The 19,399-nt window shown below is 53.8% G+C and carries 19 protein-coding genes; 13 read left to right on the forward strand and 6 right to left on the reverse strand.

Going from position 1 to position 19,399, the window contains the following annotated elements; all coding sequences use genetic code 11:
• Nucleotides 1-22: 22 nt before the first annotated feature.
• Entirely contained in the window at nucleotides 23-2,845 is a 2,823-nt protein-coding gene (gene rapA, locus AC4LF3_RS07485) for an RNA polymerase-associated protein RapA (RefSeq protein ID WP_491835027.1), read from the reverse strand.
• A gap of 115 nt (nucleotides 2,846-2,960) precedes the next feature.
• Between rapA and AC4LF3_RS07490 the strand changes: the two genes are divergently transcribed.
• The 4 genes from AC4LF3_RS07490 (at nucleotide 2,961) to ccoM (ending at nucleotide 4,271) form a co-directional block, all read left to right on the forward strand.
• Complete coding sequence (locus tag AC4LF3_RS07490; RefSeq protein WP_074827344.1) at nucleotides 2,961-3,227, forward strand: hypothetical protein; 267 nt, start codon at nucleotides 2,961-2,963, stop codon at nucleotides 3,225-3,227.
• 99 nt (nucleotides 3,228-3,326) lie between these two features.
• Entirely contained in the window at nucleotides 3,327-3,908 is a 582-nt protein-coding gene (locus tag AC4LF3_RS07495) for an alpha-ketoglutarate-dependent dioxygenase AlkB family protein (RefSeq protein WP_150347682.1), read from the forward strand.
• The gene (locus tag AC4LF3_RS07500; RefSeq protein WP_010797833.1) at nucleotides 3,905-4,063 is read left to right on the forward strand and encodes a hypothetical protein; all 159 of its coding nucleotides are present in this window, start codon (nucleotides 3,905-3,907) and stop codon (nucleotides 4,061-4,063) included. The genes AC4LF3_RS07495 and AC4LF3_RS07500 overlap by 4 nt, the downstream gene beginning before the upstream one ends.
• Before the next feature lie 100 nt (nucleotides 4,064-4,163).
• Complete coding sequence (gene ccoM, locus AC4LF3_RS07505) at nucleotides 4,164-4,271, forward strand: cytochrome c oxidase subunit CcoM (protein WP_019365407.1); 108 nt, start codon at nucleotides 4,164-4,166, stop codon at nucleotides 4,269-4,271.
• Nucleotides 4,272-4,379: 108 nt separating this feature from the next.
• On the opposite strand, the gene AC4LF3_RS07510 is transcribed toward ccoM, so the two are convergent.
• From AC4LF3_RS07510 to AC4LF3_RS07525, 4 genes are all read right to left on the reverse strand, one after another.
• Nucleotides 4,380-5,615: a sugar MFS transporter gene (locus AC4LF3_RS07510; protein WP_010797835.1), complete on the reverse strand. Its 1,236-nt coding sequence runs from the start codon at nucleotides 5,613-5,615 to the stop codon at nucleotides 4,380-4,382.
• Between the two features lie 225 nt (nucleotides 5,616-5,840).
• On the reverse strand, nucleotides 5,841-7,058 hold the full coding sequence (gene fabB, locus AC4LF3_RS07515) for a beta-ketoacyl-ACP synthase I (RefSeq protein WP_074827340.1): 1,218 nt from the start codon (nucleotides 7,056-7,058) through the stop codon (nucleotides 5,841-5,843).
• 12 nt (nucleotides 7,059-7,070) lie between these two features.
• Nucleotides 7,071-7,586 carry a 3-hydroxyacyl-[acyl-carrier-protein] dehydratase FabA gene (fabA, locus tag AC4LF3_RS07520; RefSeq protein ID WP_010797837.1) on the reverse strand — a complete coding sequence of 172 codons (516 nt, stop codon included), beginning with the start codon at nucleotides 7,584-7,586 and terminating at the stop codon, nucleotides 7,071-7,073.
• 180 nt (nucleotides 7,587-7,766) lie between these two features.
• Nucleotides 7,767-9,650 carry an ATP-binding protein gene (locus AC4LF3_RS07525; RefSeq protein ID WP_010797838.1) on the reverse strand — a complete coding sequence of 628 codons (1,884 nt, stop codon included), beginning with the start codon at nucleotides 9,648-9,650 and terminating at the stop codon, nucleotides 7,767-7,769.
• 196 nt (nucleotides 9,651-9,846) lie between these two features.
• On the opposite strand from AC4LF3_RS07525, the gene AC4LF3_RS07530 reads away from it, so the two are divergent.
• The 7 genes from AC4LF3_RS07530 (at nucleotide 9,847) to AC4LF3_RS07560 (ending at nucleotide 15,454) form a co-directional block, all read left to right on the forward strand.
• Nucleotides 9,847-10,875 carry an NAD(P)H-dependent glycerol-3-phosphate dehydrogenase gene (locus AC4LF3_RS07530; protein ID WP_074827333.1) on the forward strand — a complete coding sequence of 343 codons (1,029 nt, stop codon included), beginning with the start codon at nucleotides 9,847-9,849 and terminating at the stop codon, nucleotides 10,873-10,875.
• Between the two features lie 8 nt (nucleotides 10,876-10,883).
• Nucleotides 10,884-11,177 (forward strand): DUF4389 domain-containing protein, encoded by a 294-nt coding sequence (locus tag AC4LF3_RS07535; RefSeq protein ID WP_219653209.1) that lies wholly within the window; start codon nucleotides 10,884-10,886, stop codon nucleotides 11,175-11,177.
• Complete coding sequence (gene sixA / locus AC4LF3_RS07540) at nucleotides 11,174-11,629, forward strand: phosphohistidine phosphatase SixA (RefSeq protein WP_074827331.1); 456 nt, start codon at nucleotides 11,174-11,176, stop codon at nucleotides 11,627-11,629. The genes AC4LF3_RS07535 and sixA overlap by 4 nt, the downstream gene beginning before the upstream one ends.
• A gap of 96 nt (nucleotides 11,630-11,725) precedes the next feature.
• The gene (locus AC4LF3_RS07545) at nucleotides 11,726-12,163 is read left to right on the forward strand and encodes a hotdog fold thioesterase (RefSeq protein WP_010797842.1); all 438 of its coding nucleotides are present in this window, start codon (nucleotides 11,726-11,728) and stop codon (nucleotides 12,161-12,163) included.
• A 159-nt stretch (nucleotides 12,164-12,322) separates the two neighbouring features.
• Nucleotides 12,323-13,189, forward strand: a complete 867-nt coding sequence (locus AC4LF3_RS07550) for an alpha/beta hydrolase (RefSeq protein ID WP_491835028.1) — start codon at nucleotides 12,323-12,325, stop codon at nucleotides 13,187-13,189.
• Nucleotides 13,190-13,436: 247 nt separating this feature from the next.
• Complete coding sequence (locus AC4LF3_RS07555) at nucleotides 13,437-14,237, forward strand: DUF4892 domain-containing protein (protein ID WP_491835029.1); 801 nt, start codon at nucleotides 13,437-13,439, stop codon at nucleotides 14,235-14,237.
• A 164-nt stretch (nucleotides 14,238-14,401) separates the two neighbouring features.
• Entirely contained in the window at nucleotides 14,402-15,454 is a 1,053-nt protein-coding gene (locus AC4LF3_RS07560; protein ID WP_491836259.1) for an AI-2E family transporter, read from the forward strand.
• Between the two features lie 45 nt (nucleotides 15,455-15,499).
• On the opposite strand, the gene AC4LF3_RS07565 is transcribed toward AC4LF3_RS07560, so the two are convergent.
• Nucleotides 15,500-16,705: a CynX/NimT family MFS transporter gene (locus AC4LF3_RS07565; protein WP_491835030.1), complete on the reverse strand. Its 1,206-nt coding sequence runs from the start codon at nucleotides 16,703-16,705 to the stop codon at nucleotides 15,500-15,502.
• Nucleotides 16,706-17,245: 540 nt separating this feature from the next.
• On the opposite strand from AC4LF3_RS07565, the gene selD reads away from it, so the two are divergent.
• Both selD and mnmH read left to right on the forward strand, forming a co-directional pair.
• Entirely contained in the window at nucleotides 17,246-18,280 is a 1,035-nt protein-coding gene (gene selD, locus AC4LF3_RS07570) for a selenide, water dikinase SelD (protein WP_074827323.1), read from the forward strand.
• Complete coding sequence (gene mnmH, locus AC4LF3_RS07575) at nucleotides 18,280-19,371, forward strand: tRNA 2-selenouridine(34) synthase MnmH (protein ID WP_312270947.1); 1,092 nt, start codon at nucleotides 18,280-18,282, stop codon at nucleotides 19,369-19,371. Before selD ends, mnmH begins: the two co-directional genes overlap by 1 nt.
• The last annotated feature ends 28 nt before the right edge of the window (nucleotides 19,372-19,399 follow it).

Raw genomic sequence — 19,399 nt, forward strand, 5'->3', positions numbered from 1 at the left:
CTTCTGAGAAGGGCCTTTGTCATCAACCAGCTACTAGAACCCGTATAGATTCAAGGCGTAGCGATGCTTTGTCCAAGTGGGCAATACCTTCTTCACGCTGCTGACGCAGGGTGTCGATTTCAGTATCACGAACACTTGGGTTGACGGCTTGCAATGCCGTCAAGCGAGCCAGCTCCTCGTCCATGTTGGCAACGAAACGCTGACGTGCCAGTTCGACGCGCTCGTTATGACGAGGCAATACCTTGCCTTCGCCAGCCGCCACGAGTTTGCTCAAGGCGTCACGCTGGGCTTGAACAAACTTGTTGGCGCTTCCGCGTGGTACGCTTTCCAGCTGATCATTAAGCGTCTCGAACGAAACGCGTGCAGCCAGATCATTGCCGTTTGCATCCAGCAGGCAGCGAAGGGCAATAGGGGGCAGGAAGCGAGTCAACTGAAGTGAACGTGGGGCTACCGCCTCGCTGACGTAAAGCAGTTCAAGCAGTACTGTGCCAGGCTTGAGTGCCTTGTTCTTGATCAGCGCTACTGCCGTGTTGCCCATCGAGCCTGATAGCACAAGGTCCATGCCGCCCTGGACCATGGGGTGCTCCCAGGTAAGAAACTGCATGTCTTCACGTGCCAGGGCCAGATCCCGGTCATAGGTAGTCGTCACGCCTTCATCGTTACCCAGGGGGAAGCCTGCATCGAGCATTTTTTCGCTGGGCTTGAGGATGAGCGCATTATCGGAGTGGTCTTCGCTGTCGACGCCAAAGGCATCCAATAGCTTCTCCATATAGATCGGCAGTGCAAACTCGTCATCCTGTTCCAGGATCGCCTCCTGAAGCTCTTCACCTTCGCCGGAGCCACTGGAGTTAAGCTCAAGCAACCGATCGCGGCCTGTATGCAGCTCAGCTTCAAGTGCTTCACGTGTGCGGCGACCCTCTTCAAGCAGAGCTTGCCAGCTGTCCTCATCTCCACCAGGGAGCAGCGTGTTGAGCTGTTCACCGAAGCGCTGCTCTAGCGTATTGCCGGTAGGGCAGGTTGACAGAAACGCATTCAGTGCATGGTGGTACCACTGGAACTTGCGCTCCTGTGCGCTACCTTCGAGGTAAGGAACATGCAGCTGAATAGTGTGGCGCTGACCGATCCGGTCCAAACGGCCGATTCGCTGCTCCAGCAAGTCAGGGTGCGCGGGTAGATCGAACAACACGAGATGATGGGCAAACTGGAAGTTGCGTCCTTCACTACCAATTTCAGAGCAGATCAGTACCTGCGCCCCAAATTCTTCGTCAGCGAAGTAGGCGGCAGCCCGGTCACGTTCAAGAATGCTCATCCGCTCATGGAAAACCGTGGCCGGAATGCCCGAGCGCAGTCGCAAGGCGTCTTCCAAATCCAGTGCAGTCTCTGCATGTGCGCAGATGACTAGAACCTTGAATTTTTTCAAGCCTTTGAGGGTTTCAATCAGCCACTCTACACGTGGGTCATGGCGCCACCAGCGATCGTTTTCATCCTCTGGAACATACAGTGTTTCAGGATACAGCGAGGCGCTGGCATCCATGTACTGATCTGGGAAGGGCAAGGCTGATGCATCCAGGTTTCGCTCTGGAAAGCCCAGCACTGCGGCGCGAGTATTACGGAAAAGAACCCGACCTGTCCCGTGACGGTCCAGTAGTTCACGAATAAGGCGCGAACGAGCCTCTTCGTCACCAGCCGCAGCGGATGTAAGCAGCGCGTCGCCTTCCTCGCCCAGGAAGCCATGAATGGCGGCACGTGAAGCATCGCTCATCGTACCGTGGTCCAGCAGCTCTTGAACAGCTTCGGCAACCGGGCGGTAATTGGCACTTTCATTACGGAATGCTTCAAGATCGTGGAAGCGATTAGGATCCAGCAGGCGCAGGCGGGCAAAGTGGCTGTCTTGACCAAGCTGTTCGGGCGTAGCGGTCAGAAGCAGGACGCCAGGGATGACTTCAGCCAGCTGCTCGACCAGAGCATATTCGGGACTTACCTGTTCCGGGTGCCATACAAGGTGATGGGCTTCATCCACAACCATAAGGTCCCAGCCGGCTGCAAACGCGGCGTCCTGGGCGCGCTCATCACGCTTTAGCCAGTCCAAAGAGACCAAAGCAATCTGATTATCTTCAAAAGGATTGGTCGCGTCACTGGCGCGGAAGCGCTCTGAATCGAACAGGGCGACTTCCAGATTGAAGCGCCGGCGCATCTCTACCAGCCACTGATGCTGGAGGTTTTCAGGCACAAGAATCAGAATGCGACGCGCACGACCACTGAGCAGCTGACGATGGATAACAAGACCTGCTTCGATCGTCTTGCCAAGGCCCACTTCGTCGGCCAAAAGGACACGTGGAGCAATACGGTCAGCTACACTACGGGCAATATGCAGCTGGTGTGGGATAGGTTGGGCTCGAGCGCCTGCCAGCCCCCAGAGTGGCGATTGTAAGAGACGACTGCTGTGTTCAAGTGTGTGGTAACGCAGGCTGAACCAGGAAAGCGGGTCGATTTGACCTGCGAAAAGACGATCACTTGCCAGACGGAACTGAATAAAGTTGGACAGTTCAGCCTCGGTCATCGTGCGAGGTTCGTTTTTGGCATTCAAACCGTGATAGGTGAGCAGGCCTTCGTTTTCTTCCACCTCACGAACGGTGAGTTTCCAGCCTTCAAAGTGGGTGATTTCATCACCTGGTGCGAAGCGTACGCGGGTCAAGGGTGCGTTGCGTTGAGCATACTGGCGTGTTTCTCCGGTAGCCGGATACAGTACGGTCAGAAGGCGTCCATCCTGTGCCAGGATGGTACCGAGCCCCAGCTCGGCTTCACTGTCACTGATCCAACGTTGCCCAGGTTGATACTGCGCCATGTAGTAGCTTCTCCCGCCCATTCAAAAAGCCGGTTATGTTAACGAATGCGCCCGCCGAGGCCAAAGCCTGATGGCATAAAATCTTTAAATAGGTATATCGCGAGAGGACAAGTTGATGTTACCGCCCATACCGCAAGCCTTGATTCCGATCACTACGCAGCACGATTCCGTAAAGCCTCGACCGGACATCGCTCCAGTAACAGCTGTCGCCCATGCAAAGGAAGCAGGCTTTCAATCCGTTCTGGATGAGCAAAAGCTGGAGCAGGAAAGCGAAAAACGTCGCAAGCGTAAGCGGGGACTGCAGGTTTTACTGCCGGATGAGCGTGCCGAAGCATTGATGGAACCTTCCGAAAAAGGGCAGTGTGTTGATATCAAAGTTTAGGCGGCGGCTGGGTTCTATCAAGCCATATATAGCGCTCTGTATAAGTCAATGCCAAGAGAGGGTCGGCCGCAAGCCCTCTCGGGAAGGAGAAGGGAGGCCATGACTCAGACAGGTTTGGCGAATGCCGATGTGACGCTCTATGAGTCTTGGGTTGTTTCTCAGGAAGCTGACGACTGGATGGCGGAGCTGATTAAACAAACGCCATGGGAGCAGCCGCAGGTGCAGGTTTACGGCAAGAGCTATCCAACCCCCAGGCTCGTTGCTTGGTATGGTGATCCTGGAATCAGTTATGGATATTCCAGTCTTGCGCATCCTTCTTTGCCTTGGACGGAGCTTCTTGGCGATATTCGTGGTCGAGTGAGTCGGTTTTGTGAACACCCATTCAATGGGGTGTTGATCAACTATTATCGTAACGGCCAAGATGCCATGGGTTGGCATAGTGATAACGAGGCTGTGCTAGGCCGAAACCCTACAATTGCTTCGTTAAGCCTGGGGGAGGCGCGACGTTTCGATCTGCGTCGTCGCGGTGTGCAACGTATCGAGCATTCCATCGAGCTAACGCACGGCTCGCTTCTGGTTATGCGAGGTGCTACCCAGCATTATTGGCAGCATCAAGTTGCCCGTACAAAACGGTCTATGTCTTCTCGACTCAATCTTACTTTTCGTTGGATACGAACGTGAGCGATAACAACCTGATTGATTTTACTTCCGAGCGAAGCAAGCGCATCCATGATTTGAATGAAAAACGGCTGAACGAGATGCGTCAGGCGTTCGAACAGGCTCTGCCATTGGCGAAGCCCAAAAAGAAAGGCAAGTCAAAGCCCAAGAAACGTTGAGTGTCAGTTACCTACCTACCCAACCATTGACTGAGGTCAATAATCCGAAGCTGTCTCTCGTTTAACGTATACCCATTGCTTGGCCGCAGAGATCATCACCATGTTTATCGATGATGTCATCACAATGGGTATCGGCGCGTTGGCTTCGATTTCGCTGTTTGTTGCGGTTGTAGGTTTCATCGTCTGGAAGGATATGCATAAACGCTGACCTTCTGGACAAAGGGCACGCAAGGCACTTGGGCGACTTCGGTCGCCTTTTTTTTGCTCTATTTTCAGGGATTAGAAAAAGGCTGGCTAAAAAGCCAGCCTTTTGTGTTTAGTGAGCAACTACAGGTTTGGTGCGATAGCCTTTCAAACCGTAGAAGAGAATGTAGACATAGCCCAGCATCGGAACAAAGAACGACATCAGCAGGCCGATAGAGTCAGCAAACATAGCCTGGATAAACGGAACCAGTGCGCCGCCAACGATGCCCATGCACAGCAGACCAGAGCCCTTACTGGTGAACTTGCCTAGGCCGTCTAGAGCCAGGGAGAAGATGGTGGGGAACATAATGGAGTTGAACAGACCAATGCAAAGCAGAGCCCACATTGCTGCCTTACCACTGACTGCCATGGCAATCGCAAGCAATACGACGTTTGCAACGCTGTTGAAGGCCAGCACATAGTTAGGTCTGACGCGTGCCATGATCACACCACCGACAAAGCGGCCTACCATCGCGCCGCCCCAGTACAGAGCGAGGTAGCGTCCAGCTACATCACTCGAGAGGCCTGCCACGTCAGGGCTTTCCATCAGGCTGATCAGGTAGGTGCCGATCGATACCTCGGAGCCTACATACATGAAAATACCGATAACACCGAGAAGAAGGTGCTTGTACTGCCAGATGCTTTTGGCTTCGTGCTGAGGAGCGCTGTTCTGCTGGGTCTGAACTTCGTCATTACCACCTTTGATTTGCGGCAATTTGATAAAGCCAATGATCACGGCAATTGCCAGAAGCATACCGGCCAGAATCAGGTAGGGCATCTGTACCGAAGAGGCATCTGTGCTGTGCTCGACCAGTGCCAGAATGGTTACGGCGCCAATCAGCGGGCCTACGGTTGTGCCCAGAGAGTTGAAGGCCTGAGTCAGCGTCAGACGGCTTGCAGCGGTTTCCGGCTTACCAAGAACAGTAACGTAAGGGTTGGCTGCCACCTGTAGGACAGTGATACCGCCCGCTAGTACGAATAAGGCCAGTAGGAAGAAGGCGTAGGAGTGCGCTCCGGCAGCTGGATAAAACAGCAAACAGCCAACAGCAGCTGTACATAAACCGAAGATAATTCCCTTCTTGTAGCCAAGCCCCTCAACCAGGCGACCTGCCGGGAACGAGACGATGAAGTAGGCGGTAAAGAAACAGAACTGAATCAGCGAGGCTTGAACGTAGCTCAGCGTGAAGACAGCCTTGAGGTGAGGAACCAGAATATCATTCAGCGAGGTAATCAATCCCCACATGAAGAACAGTACGGTCAGTACCGACAGGGGGCCTCTGTAATTTGGAACTTCGTTGGAATTATTCATCTTCTCTCCAAAGGGGTAGGCGACTCAAATAAACGCCCGTTTAAAGCTCGCATATGATTGATCCAATCCGTTTCGGTTCAATCCGCGCGGAATAATAGTTATGAACCGTGCAGAAATCGATTCAGCGAGAGGTTAAATTTTTAAAAAGTTCGTCTAAAGTCATGTTTTGGTTGTAAAAAAACCCGCACGGTGTGCGGGTTTTAGGGTGTTGCACGCGGCGCTGGATCAGCTATTCCAGCGCTTGAGAATCAGCGTGGCGTTGGTTCCACCAAAGCCAAAGCTGTTGCTCATGACAACGTCGAGCTTGGCATTCTCCTGAGTCTCACGAAGAATGGGCAAGTCTGCTACCTGAGAGTCGAGCTCATCGATATTGGCTGAGCCAGCGATGAAGTTGCCTTCCATCATCAACATGCAGTAGATCGCTTCATGAACACCAGCGGCGCCCAAAGAGTGACCTGACAGGCTCTTTGTAGAGCTGATGGCCGGGGCCTTGTCACCAAAGACTTCCCGTACCGCCTTGATCTCCGCAACATCACCCACCGGAGTGGAGGTGCCGTGGGTGTTCAGGTAGTCAATCGGGGCGTCCACTGTAGACATCGCCTGGCGCATGCAGCGTGCAGCGCCTTCACCGCTCGGCGCAACCATGTCATAGCCATCGGATGTTGCACCGTAGCCTACGATTTCTGCATAAATCTTGGCACCACGAGCAAGGGCATGCTCGAGTTCCTCGACTACAACCATACCGCCGCCGCCAGCGATGACAAAGCCATCACGATTGGCATCGTACGCGCGGGAAGCTTTTTCAGGGGTTTCGTTGTACTGGCTAGACAGGGCGCCCATGGCGTCGAACAGGAAGGACTGGGACCAATGTTCCTCTTCACCGCCACCGGCAAACACGACGTCCTGCTTGCCCAGTTGAATCTGCTCCATCGCCAGACCAATGCAGTGCGCACTGGTTGCGCAGGCCGATGCCACGGAATAGTTCAGGCCTTTAATTTTGAAAGGCGTTGCAAGGCAAGCCGATACCGTGCTGCTCATAGTACGAGTAACCCGGTAGGGGCCGACACGCTTGACGCCTTTTTCGCGCAGGATATCCAGCGCTTCCATCTGGTTGAACGTAGAGGCGCCCCCAGAGCCGGCAATCAGGCCGGTACGTGGGTTTGAAACCTGCTCTTCGGTCAAGCCTGAGTCTTTGACAGCCTGTTCCATTGCCAGGTAGGCATAGGCGGCTGCATCACCCACGAAGCGCTTGACCTTGCGGTCGATCAGCTCTTCCAGGTTCAGGTCGACGGACCCGGACACTTGGCTGCGAAGCCCCATTTCGGCATATTCCGGATTGAAACGAATGCCGGGACGACCTGCGCGCAGGTTGGCGGAAACGGTGTCTTTGTCATTGCCGAGGCAGGAAACAATGCCCAAGCCGGTGATCACGACGCGACGCATGCGGAAGGACCCTTAGAAACTTTCTGTTGAAGTGAATAGGCCGACACGAAGACCTTCGGCCGAGTAAATCTCGCGACCATCAACGCTAACCGTACCATCTGCAATGGCTAGAATTAGCGAACGTGTAATGGTGCGCTTGATATGTATGTTGTAGGTCACTTTCTTGGCAGTGGGCAGTACCTGGCCAAAAAACTTGACCTCTCCTGAGCCCAGCGCACGGCCGCGGCCAGGATTTCCCTGCCAGCCAAGATAGAAACCTACCAATTGCCACATGGCATCCAAGCCCAGGCAGCCTGGCATTACCGGGTCACCTTCGAAATGGCATTTAAAGAACCAGAGATCTGGATTGATATCCAGCTCGGCGACCAGTTCACCCTTACCGTACTTGCCGCCTACATCGCTGATATGAGTGATCCGATCGATCATCAGCATGTTCGGGGCGGGCAGTTGCGCATTACCCGGGCCGAATAGCTCGCCACGGCTGCAGCGCAGCAAGTCTTCGTGGGTGAAGGCGTGTTGTTTGGTCATGCAAGCTCCTGTAGCTGGCCTGGTGATCAATGTCGGCGATTATAGTGTCGCTCTCGCTATTGGACAGCCACCACATAGACAGCCAAGCCATTTTGAAAGTCACAGCGAGGCGGTAAAACCTCGCGAAAGACGAATTGTGCACGTTGGAGATCAAATACTCCAATAGTGATGCATATCCGATTACAAGGACGTTGCTCCTCGAGACCGCTCGGGCTGGCTAATCCAGCGTTGCAGCATCTGTTGAAGATCAGCTCGCTTGAAGGGTTTTGCCAGATAATCATTCATTCCGGCAGCCAAACAATTTTCCCGATCCCCCTGCAGCGCATTGGCCGTTAGTGCAATGATGGGAACCATAGGCCCAGGCTGTTGACGGATCAGGCGAGTAGCCTGATAGCCATCCAGCACCGGTAAACGACAGTCCATGAGAATTGCACTGAAAGACTGCTGCTCGGCCAGACTTACCGCCTGGGCTCCATCCCCTGCGATAGTAATATGATACCCCAGGCTGCGTAACATGGCTTCGATAACTGTCTGATTGACCGGGTTATCCTCAACCAGCAGGACGTTCAGTCCATTGACCTGAAACTCCTGAAGAGGAGACTGGTTGCGCTCTGTCTGCTGGACGTGTCGGAAGGGAAGCGGCAATTCGAGCGTAAAGGTTGATCCCTGGCTTTCCTGGCTTATGGCATGAAGCGATCCACCCATCCGCTCCGCCAGTGTGCGTGCGATGGACAGTCCAAGCCCGGTACCTCCGTAACGGCGGCTGATGGTTGGGTCAGCCTGCTGGAAGGCATCAAACATGCGTTCCAGGCGTTCTGCCGAAATACCTATGCCGCTATCGTGTACCGAGCAGGTGAGCCAGAGCAGGCGCTCATCCAGAGGTTGGCAGTAGCATTTAACCTCGATTGAGCCGCTCTCGGTAAATTTGAGTGCATTGCCAACCAGATTGACCAGGATCTGCCTCAGGCGCGTCGGGTCTCCGGTAACCTCCAGTCGCTCCAGACTTTCGGCGCCTTCAAGCGCCAGCTGCAGACCACGTTGTGTTGCACTGTGCTGGAAAACCTGCACCGAACCTGTAATCAGGTCGGCCAGATTGAATGGAATGCTTTCCAGCTCCAGCGCACCACGCTCGATGCGTGAGAAATCCAAAACATCGTTGATAACTTTCAGCAAATGCTCTGTGGATTCGGTAGCAAGGCTAGTGTATTCACTTTGCTCGCGGGATTGCTCTGTGGTTTCAAGGAGCTGCAACATGCCCAGTACGCCATTGAGTGGTGTACGAAGCTCATGACTCATCATGGCGAGAAAGTCTGATTTGGCGCGGTTGGCCTGCTCGGCCTCTTCACGTGCCGCAACCAGCTGATCAATGCTGCGCTGTTGCTCTTCACTGGCCCGCTGCAGGGCTTGGGCAAGATCATTGATCAGATGCGCCAATACGCCCATTTCGGAGTTGTCTGGTACCGGAAGACGGCTGTGGTAGTCGCCTGCGCGAATGGCATTCACGGTACGACCCATGTCGCTTAGCGGCGCGGAAAGGCGCTTGGCCAGGCGCCAGGCCAGCAAGAAGGTAAGCCCAAGTGCCAGTAAGGCCAGTGCGCCTGCCTTGGTCAAAATAGCCTGTTGGCGCTCATGGAAGGCTTCGTTGGTCACGCCAACGGCAACACGGCCAAGGGACCCATTCGAATTGGGTGTGCCCGAGCGGCTGATGCTTGCGTGAAATATCTCTACCTGTGAAGCCGATTGCGCATTGGGGGGCGGATTATGCGCATACATGATGATGCGCTCCTGACGATCGCGGATTTCGATAAAGCGAACGTAGCGGGTCGCCAGTGTGGCCTCCAGGAGGTTGCGTAGCATCGGGAGGTTATCGGTCGAGACCCCATATTCACTGGCAGATGCCAACTGAATTGCAATCAGCTGACCTGTGTGACTGAGTTCGTGATGCAGATCCTGAAGGCGGGCGTATGTGAAATAGCCCGTCAGTACCAATGTAATAATCAGGGCAGGTCCCAGGCTGATGGCTAAAGTACGGGTACGTATGCCCCAGCCGCGTCGCTTGTCCAATAGAGCGTTCTCCGTGAGCCTTGAGCTCGATGCTCTTACTACAATAGGCCATTCTGGCCGTTATGGTGTTAGCGTCCACCTTCAGGAAGAAGGATACGGTAATTACACATGGTTCAATAAAAGAGAGCGGAATGTTAAATAGGGGCTTCGTATAATGTGGATACCGTCGCACATTGCGGCATAAATGGATAACCCGATGAGTGTAAAGCAACCTATAGCAGTCTTGGGCGGAGGCAGTTTTGGAACTGCCCTGGCCAATCTGCTGGCGGAGAATGGTCATCCTGTAAAGCTCTGGATGCGCGATCCTGAGCAGGCTGAAGCTATTCGTCAAGTTCGTGAGAATCCGCGGTATCTAAAGGGCATAAAGGTTCATCAATCTGTCGAGCCGGGATGTGATCTTGATGCCTCTCTGGCAGGGTGTGACATTGCCTTTGTCGCGCTGCCCTCCAGTGCGTTACGTAATGTGCTTGCCCCGGTAGCCGATCGCCTGGCGGGTAAGGCGTTGGTCAGCCTCACCAAAGGAATTGAAGCGCATACCTTCAAGCTGATGAGCCAGATTCTTGAGGAGATCGCACCGAAAGCCAGAATTGGTGTGATTTCAGGACCTAACCTGGCGCGAGAGATTGCAGAGCACGCACTGACGGCTACCGTTATTGCCAGTGAAGATGATGCGCTCTGCCAGCAGGTGCAGGCTGTTCTCCATGGGCGTACCTTCAGGGTCTATGCCAGCCGTGACCGGCTGGGAGTAGAGCTGGCCGGAGCCTTGAAGAACGTATATGCCATCATGGCGGGGCTGGCAGCTGCGCTGAATATGGGTGAAAACACCCGCAGCATGCTGATTACCCGCGCGCTCGCCGAGATGACTCGCTTTGCCGTACAGCAGGGTGCCAATCCCATTACATTCATGGGTTTGGCCGGGGTAGGTGATCTTATCGTCACTTGTTCTTCGCCCAAGAGCCGCAACTATCAGGTAGGGCATGCATTGGGTGAGGGCCTTACGCTTGAGGCGGCAGTTGCTCGAATGGGGGAGACGGCGGAAGGGGTCAACACCTTGCGTGTTCTCAAGGAAAAAGCCGATGAACTCGGCGTCTATATGCCGCTGGTGCAAGGCCTGTATGCGGTACTGTTCGAATCCCGCACGCTGGATCAGGTTATTGCTGCGCTGATGCGTGGGGAGCCTAAAACCGATGTCGATTTCTATTTGCCGATAGGCTCCGAAGCTTAGGAGAGAATATGTCAGCAGACACTCATGAACGCGAAAGCCTCGCGTTGCGTCTTATCTGGATGGTGATTTTCCTGCTTGTATGGTTAGTGTCGCAGTACCTTTTTGCAGGCGTGGTAATTGCTCAGCTGGGCTATCGCCTCGTCAAAGGCACACCAAGTGACGCCTTAAGTGAATTTGGTTCGAGTTTGTCCTGCTATCTGGCGCAGATTGTTCGTTTCGGAACCTTTGCTACAGAAGAAAAGCCATGGCCTCTTGCTGACTGGCCCGATACCGCTTCCTCTATGCAAGAGAAGCAGCCATGACTCTCTGGTTGCTAAGGCATGGTGAGGCGGAGCCGCGTTCAGAGGGCGATGAGTTCAGGCCGTTGACGGATAGAGGGCGTACTGAGGTCAGGCGCAGTGCAGAGCGGCTATTAGGGCAAAGAATCGATGTGATTTATGCCAGTCCATACGTCCGAGCCCAGCAGACAGCCGAGCTGGTCAGGGGTGTTCTAGGGCACAAAGAGTCCATTGTCACTCTGCCCTGGATAACGCCTGATGATGACGTGATCAAGGCTATTGATCTTCTGGATGATCTTTCCGGCAGTAATATCCTGTTAACTACCCATAATCCCTTTGTCAGCTACCTGGCTGGTCTTCTGGTTCATGGAAACCTACAGCAGCCACTGAGTATGGCTACAGGCTCACTGGCTACGCTTGAAGGGGAAATGCGCATTGCAGGTGCCATGGAGCTGGTTGAGCTTTTCCATCCTTGACTGATTCGACGATTCCATAATTTCTAACAAAAAAGAGGTCGTTATGTTAATTGATGCATCAGGTGTGTCTTTACGGGTCTATGCGGAGTACCTGGTATGAGTATCTGGTTCACCGAGCCGGACCTCGCTGCGCTGGATGAGAGTTTGCAAAACACTATTTGCGAGCGCGTGGATATTCATTTTGAGGCTTATGATGAAGATTCGCTCACTGCAAGCATGGCGGTAGATGAGCGTACCCACCAGCCGTTTGGGTTGCTTCATGGAGGGGCTTCTGTTGTCTTGGCAGAAACCGTCGGCTCCATTGCCAGTCTGCTCTGTATCGACAGGAGCCAGTACACCTGCGTGGGGCTTGAGGTCAATGCCAATCATTTGCGCGCTGTTAGACGTGGACGGGTGACCGCTGTGGCAAAGCCTGTCCATCTGGGTCGAAGTACTCATGTATGGGATATCCGATTGTCAGATGAAGCGGGGCGTGCAACCTGTATTTCGCGTTTAACGGTAGCTGTCATCCCCAAAGACCGCATTTCGTCCTGATGCCGCGCCTGGACCAGCCCTTTCGGTTATTAGGTGTTGGTCTTGCGCCTCTTTATATCTAGAGCATTTACTGGTTCGTCGAGCATGAGCGCCATTGCTCTGCGAAGCCCTTCTGCTTGCTTTATTGTCTGATTTGAAAATCAATTATGAGAACTAGACATGACTGCCCATGTACAGGAGTTGCGCCTTAACTTACCCCACCTTGAGCTTGCGGCTCGTTTATTCGGCCCTGAAGACGGGCGGCCAGTGCTGGCTTTGCATGGCTGGTTAGATAATGCCATGACGTTCTCGCGATTGGCCCCTTATCTGGAGGGGTTGCGCATTGTTGCAGTCGACCTGCCGGGGCATGGTTTATCCGCTCATCGCCCGGTCGGTGTTGGCTACCTGCTGCAAGACTACGTGCAGGACGTCTTGATGGCAGCAGAGCAGCTAGGGTGGGAGCGCTTCTCGTTACTGGGTCACTCACTCGGGGCCATTATTTCGGTGCTTTTCGCAGCAGCATTGCCGGAACGTGTCGAGCGTCTGGCATTGATCGACGGGCTGCTGCCGTACACGACAGAGCCGGATGAGGCGCCTGAAAAACTAGGCAATGCCTTGCGTGCTCAGCTTAATTTGCCCAATAAGCGCAAGCCGGTTTATGAGACTGTTCAGCAGGCCGCTCAAGCCAGACTCAAAGGTGTGGGATCGGTCAGTATGGAGGCTGCAGAGCTACTGGCAGAGCGAGGGTTGATGCCTATTCCAGGAGGGTATACCTGGCGCTCCGATGCTCGTTTAACCTTGCCGACCACATTAAGGCTGACGCGTGAGCAGGCCTTGGCGTTCATTAAAAAAGTGCAGTGCCCCGCGAGTCTCGTTGTGGCTGACAAGGGGCTGCTCGTCAATATTCCCGGTATCGATGGACTCCTACAGGAGCTTGCTTGCTATGAAGTTACCCGTTTGGCTGGGGGGCATCACTTGCATCTGGATAACGAGGTTGGCGCAAGGGCGGTAGCAGATTGTTTCAATCGCTTTTTCTCTGCAGCTTGACTCGAATACGGGTATTGATAAGGCTTGTTATGCATAAAGGATCAATAGCGATCAAGTCACAGGGAGCCATGCCTCTAAAGGATGCAGCGTTTGGACGGTTTTGAACGTGTATTCGCTCTGTCAGATTCGCCTGTCAGTCCTCAGGCAGGAAAAAGCGTGTGCCGGTATAACGCGCTACTCCAGGTAAACATGTCCCCGCTATTATTTATGGGTCTTTAAATTAATTCAGGGTGATTCACTAATATATATGCGACTTTTTTTTGCGCTTGGTCTGGGATTCATGACGTGTGCTGCTGTTGCGGCAGATATGCCAGGCAGTGTCGATCTTCCAGTGCTGGCGCGACCTGCCCATGCCGAAATTATTGATTATCGTGAGGCTGGGTCTGTCGAAAAAATGTACCCACAGGGCGCTGTAAGTCGTATAGGAGGCAAGTTGCGCCTGGAGGGAGACGTCCAAGCAGAGGGTAAGCTCGTCACGCTGACCTATGAGTTGCCCCGTGGACATGACCCTATTGCGGCACTCAATGAGGCCAGAAGTACATTGCAGAAACAGGCTGCGATACCGTTATCGTGGTGTGAGGGACGCGATTGTGGCTCCAGTAATGTATTTGCCAATGCTATTTTTGGAAAATCGCAGTTGTATGGGCCGGACGAGCAGCAGTCGTATCTCCTGTTGCGTCTCGCTCCACCACAAGACGAGACATTGCTGGCGCTTTACGCGATCACTCGAGGTAATCGAAGGGGTTATCTGCATGTGGAGCAGCTCGAGGCTTCCATACCTTTGGGCAAGCTGGTAGCAAGTCCTGCAACATTGCTTCGTCAATTGCGGCAAGATGGTGAGTTACATCTTCCTGCGTTAGCCGATCCACCAGACGATATCTGGCTGGACCTGGTAGGGCAGTGCCTTAATCTGGACACAGGTACCCGAGTGATCATCGGTGGGCCGCAAGCGGGCAAGTGGGAAAAAGCGTTGCTGGCCAGGAGAATACGAGCTGCCCGGCTTGAAGTTGACCCGAATCGTGAGCCTGGGCTCTATCTGCAGCTATAACCCATCTAGCGGTAACGACAGGTATCTGGCGGGGCGTTAAGCTCTGACATTGTCGCTTGCCTGTCCGGCGGGTGGAACCGATTAAGCAGGACAGTGATTCGATTGTCATCTTAGGAATTTTTATGCGGCTTCCTGCTGGTCAGTCTCCCCAATTACCTCCGCCCATGTATGAGCACGATCGCCTGCTCGTCCGCATACTTCTCCTGTCACTCCTTGGTGCCTGTCTATGGGTGTTGCTGCCATTCATGTCGGCCCTATTTTGGGCTGCGGTACTGGCTTACGCCAGTTGGCCCCTGATGCGGGGCTTGACCCGCAGGCTGAACGGCCGTAATACGGTGGCCGCTGCGATTCTTACGATCGGTTGGATATTGTTGGTGGCATTGCCGCTTGTATGGGTCGGTATGGGACTTGCTGATCATGTGCGTGGAACGATTGAGTTAGTTCGCAGCATCCAAGTGGGCGGTTTGCCGCCTGTGCCAGAGTGGGTAGTGCGGTTGCCTCTTGTTGGCGACCGGCTGGCCAGTCTATGGCAAACCCTGGATGCGCGAGGTACTGCCTATTTTGACAGCTTGAAGCCCTATCTGGGGCAGATGGGGAATTGGCTTCTGGCGCGAAGTGCGCGTGTAGGTGGCGGCTTTTTAGAGCTGGCGCTAAGTCTTGTCCTGGTGTTTTTCTTCTACCGTGACGGACCTCGGCTGGCTACCTTGGTTGAAAAGCTGCTCGTCAGGCTGATTGGTGCTCAAGCCGGCCATTATATGCAACTGGTCGGCGGCACAGTGCATCGAGTCGTAAATGGAATTCTAGGAACGGCGGCGGCTCAAGGTGTCTTGGCGATGATAGGCCTAATGATCGCTGGGGTGCCCGGCGCGTTAGGATTAGCGTTGTTGACCTTTGCATTGAGCTTGATCCCTGTGGGGCCTCCGCTGGTCTGGATACCTTCAACGATCTGGCTGGTGCTCCAGCAGGAATATGGATACGCCATATTCATGGGACTTTGGGGGCTCTTTGTCATTAGCGGTGTAGATAATATTCTCAAGCCGTATTTGATCAGTCGGGGAGGGGACCTGCCATTGGTAGTCGTATTGCTTGGTGTCTTTGGCGGCCTGCTGGCGTTTGGTTTTATGGGATTGTTTCTGGGGCCTATTCTTTTGGCCGTTGCCTACAATCTGATTCGTGACTGGATGGCAGGCGCTGCAGATCAGGTTCCAAAGCCATAACCAAACGAGTGGGGCAAACAAGACGTTTTCCCCCACTCAAGCACGTTATAGCGGAAGGCTCTTGGCGTTTACATGCAGGTTGCGTCCTGCAAGCAGGCCAAATAACGCGGCTAAAATGGCGATTCCAATAAACAGGATGCCCACACTGCTCCAGCCGCTGCTCATGTCATGGATCACGCCTACCAGCAGGGGGCCCATGGCTGCCAATGTATAGCCTACGCCTTGGGACATTCCTGACAGACGAGCTGCAATATGCGCATCAGGTGAACGAAGTACAATCAAGGCCAGGGCAATACTGAAGGTTCCGCCTTGGCCCAGGCCTAGAATGCAAGCCCAGAACCATAGACTGCCGAGGGAACCGTACAGGCAGCCAAGAAGGCCGGTTAGCGTCATGCTCAGCACCAGGATGATGGCCAGGCGCTGGTCTTTGCCTCGGGTAGCCAGCCAGGGCGTGATAAGCGCGGTCAGTAATTGAAGTAGGACTGAAATGGACAGCATGAGTCCTGCCTCTACAGCGCTGAGACCTCGATCAATCAGGATGGAGGGTAGCCATCCAAAAACAATATAGGCGAGCGACGATTGAAGCCCCATATAAAGGGTGACCTGCCAAGCCAGCTTATCCTGCCATAAGCCTACCACCTGCCATTTCTGGCTGTTCGCATGATGATTAGCGCGGGTTTGCGGCAACCAGACGATTGCTGCCAAGATCGCTGGTGTTGCCCAGAAAGCCAAGGCCGGTTGCCAGCGGTCGTTGAACAGATGCTCCAGTGGGGCTGTTGCACCGGCGGCGAGGGCGGCACCCAGGCATAGCGCCATGGTATAGGCGCCCATGAGCATGCCTGCCTGCTCCGGAAAGTCCCGCTTGATAATGCCGGGTAATAGAACGCCGATGACTCCAATGCTGGCACCTGCAACAAGACTGCCTATAAACAGGCCGGCAAGGGGTAACAGACTACGTAAGACAATACCGCCTGCCAGTGTAAGCAGTATCACCAGCACGGTTCTTTCGCTGCCCAGCCATCGGGAGAGGCGAGGCGCCAATGGCGCAAAAAGTCCCAGACACAGGACGGGTGCTGTGGTCAGTAGTCCGGCTGCCGAGCTGGACAACCCGGTCGAGGCCTCGATCTGACGAAGCAGAGGGGAAAGACTTGATAAGGCGGGCCTTAAGTTGAGGGCGACAAGAAAGAGTCCCAGCAGGAGTAACCACGCACGTGCGGGTACAGATGAGGTGTGGGTTGATGGGGCAGACATTAAGTAATCCAAATGTATAAACATGCTTATCCTACCTCAAACAATCGGCAGGACATTTTTGTAGTTGGGGTGGCGAGATATACACACCCGACTAAAACGCCATTGGGCGTAATGTCAAGGGGTTGTAATGCGTAGTAAAGCTATACTCTAAAATTATAAATGACTGAAAAGGCACAGAATTTATGGATTGCCTAAAAAAACGACAGTTTAGTTAAAAGTGGCGTGGCTACTGGCGTTGCGGTGATTTCCATCATCTTTTCCACGAACTTATCCACAGCTTTTGTGGATTAAAAACGTTCATGTCAGGTACTTTTAGGCGTTTATACAATGTTTTTTCGCGACATTTTGTCCTTGTAAATAGCTGGCAAGTTCCATCTGTGGCTCCATACGAGCCTCGAATCACGCGTATAGCAGGCGTATTCTGGCTATTTAGTCTGGTTCACTTACCAAGCAAGCCTAACCTTATCCAGGCTTTGTTAGAATACTGACCTATAAGCGCGCCTCGCGCGTATGAAATTCTTAGCCTTCAGCGGAGTACTTATGTCCGAGCCGATTCGCCTTACCCAATACAGCCATGGAGCCGGCTGTGGTTGCAAGATTTCGCCTAAGGTATTGGAAATCATTCTGGCCGGCAGTGGTGCCCAGCATCTGGACCCGAACCTTTGGGTAGGAAATGCCTCGAGGGATGATGCAGCGGTATATGCCCTTGATGCTGAGCGAGGTGTGGTTTCCACAACTGACTTCTTCATGCCCATTGTGGATGATCCCTTTGATTTCGGACGTATCGCGGCGACCAACGCCATTAGCGATATCTACGCCATGGGTGGCGATCCTTTGATGGCAATTGCAATTTTGGGCTGGCCTGTTAATGTGCTTCCGCCTGAGGTTGCACGGGAAGTGGTGGCAGGTGGCCGCAAGGTTTGTGACGAGGCGGGCATCCCGTTGGCTGGTGGACACTCTATCGATGCGCCTGAACCTATTTTTGGTCTGGCAGTAACAGGTGTCGTCGAAAAGCGAAAGATGAAGCGAAACGACACGGCTTCGTTAGGCTGCAAGTTGTTCCTCACCAAGCCTCTAGGCATCGGCATCCTGACTACCGCTGAAAAAAAATCAAAATTGCGTGTGGAAGACATGGGTGTCGCACGCGATTGGATGTGTCAACTGAACAAGCCGGGTAGTCGCTTTGGCAAGTTGGCTGCCGTCACCGCAATGACAGATGTAACGGGCTTTGGGTTACTGGGACATCTAGTGGAAATGGCTGACGGCAGCGGCTTGACTGCCCGGGTCGAATATAACGCAGTTCCACGTTTGCCTATGGTTGAGCAGTATCTGGAGTGGGGGTGTGTGCCTGGTGGCACCTTACGCAACTTCGATAGCTACGGTGACCGTATTGCATCGCTATCCGAGCAGCAGAAATTGCTTTTGTGCGATCCCCAGACCAGTGGCGGGCTGTTAATCGCGGTCGAGCCGCAGGGCGAGTCAGAATTCATGTCGGTCGCTCGAGAGTTAGGCCTGTCACTTCAGCCTATTGGCGAAATGGTTGATCGACAGCGGCATGCGGTTGAGGTGTATTGATGCGCGATGACGCTCGGGACTACCGCTCCCTCTTTCTTTCTGGTGTGCCGCTAATGGATGTGCGCGCACCCGTCGAGTTTTCCAAGGGCGCTTTTCCGGGCGCAACCAACCGGCCGTTGATGAATGACATCGAGCGGCAAAAGGTGGGTACCTGTTACAAGCTGAAGGGGCAGCAGGCTGCTCTGGAGCTTGGACACTCCCTGGTTTCCGGCAAGTTGAAGGAAGCGCGGGTACAGGCGTGGGCCGAGTTTGCCGAGGCCAATCCGGAGGGCTATCTGTACTGCTTCAGGGGTGGCCTGCGGTCGCAAATTACTCAGCAATGGCTGCTTAGTGAGGCAGGTATTGCCTATCCACGTGTAGCCGGCGGCTATAAGGCCATGCGTACGTTTCTCATGGAAACACTGCTTCAGTCTGTTGAGGAATGCCGCTTCGTATTGGTGGGCGGTATGACTGGAACTGGCAAAACAGAAGTCATCGCTCAGCTCGACGATAGTGTTGATCTGGAAGGGCATGCCAATCATCGCGGCTCAAGTTTTGGTAAGCGCGCCACCGTACAGCCATCACAAATCGATTTTGAAAACAGTTTGGCCATTGACCTGTTGAGGCGTCGTGCAAAGGGGCAGGATCGTTTTGTGCTGGAAGATGAGTCTCGGTTGATTGGGCGGTGCTCCTTGCCTTTTGAGTTGCACCAGGCCATGCAGCATTTTCCCATGGTATGGCTGGAAGACACCCTGGAGGGGCGTGTTGAGCGAATACTAAAGGACTACGTGATTGATCTGGCAGCCGAGTTCAATCGTGAGCATGGCGACAGCGGATTCGATTTGTTTGCTGAACAGCTTTGTAAGAGTCTTTCCAATATTGCCAAAAGACTGGGCGGCGAGCGCTATCAACGCCTAGCGGAGATCATGAATGAAGCACTCGCGGTGCAGAAGGTCAGTGGCGATGTAGGGCAGCATCGTGAATGGATTCGAGCGTTGCTAAGTGAATATTACGACCCTATGTATGCCTATCAACGCGAGAATAAGTCGGGGCGCATCCTCTTTGCTGGAGATCAGCAGTCGGTCGTGAGTTATCTCAAGGCAAACCGTTGAACAGGCTAGTTAAAACGAGGTCTTTAAT

Source organism: Pseudomonas sp. C2.3V, from assembly GCF_058536325.1.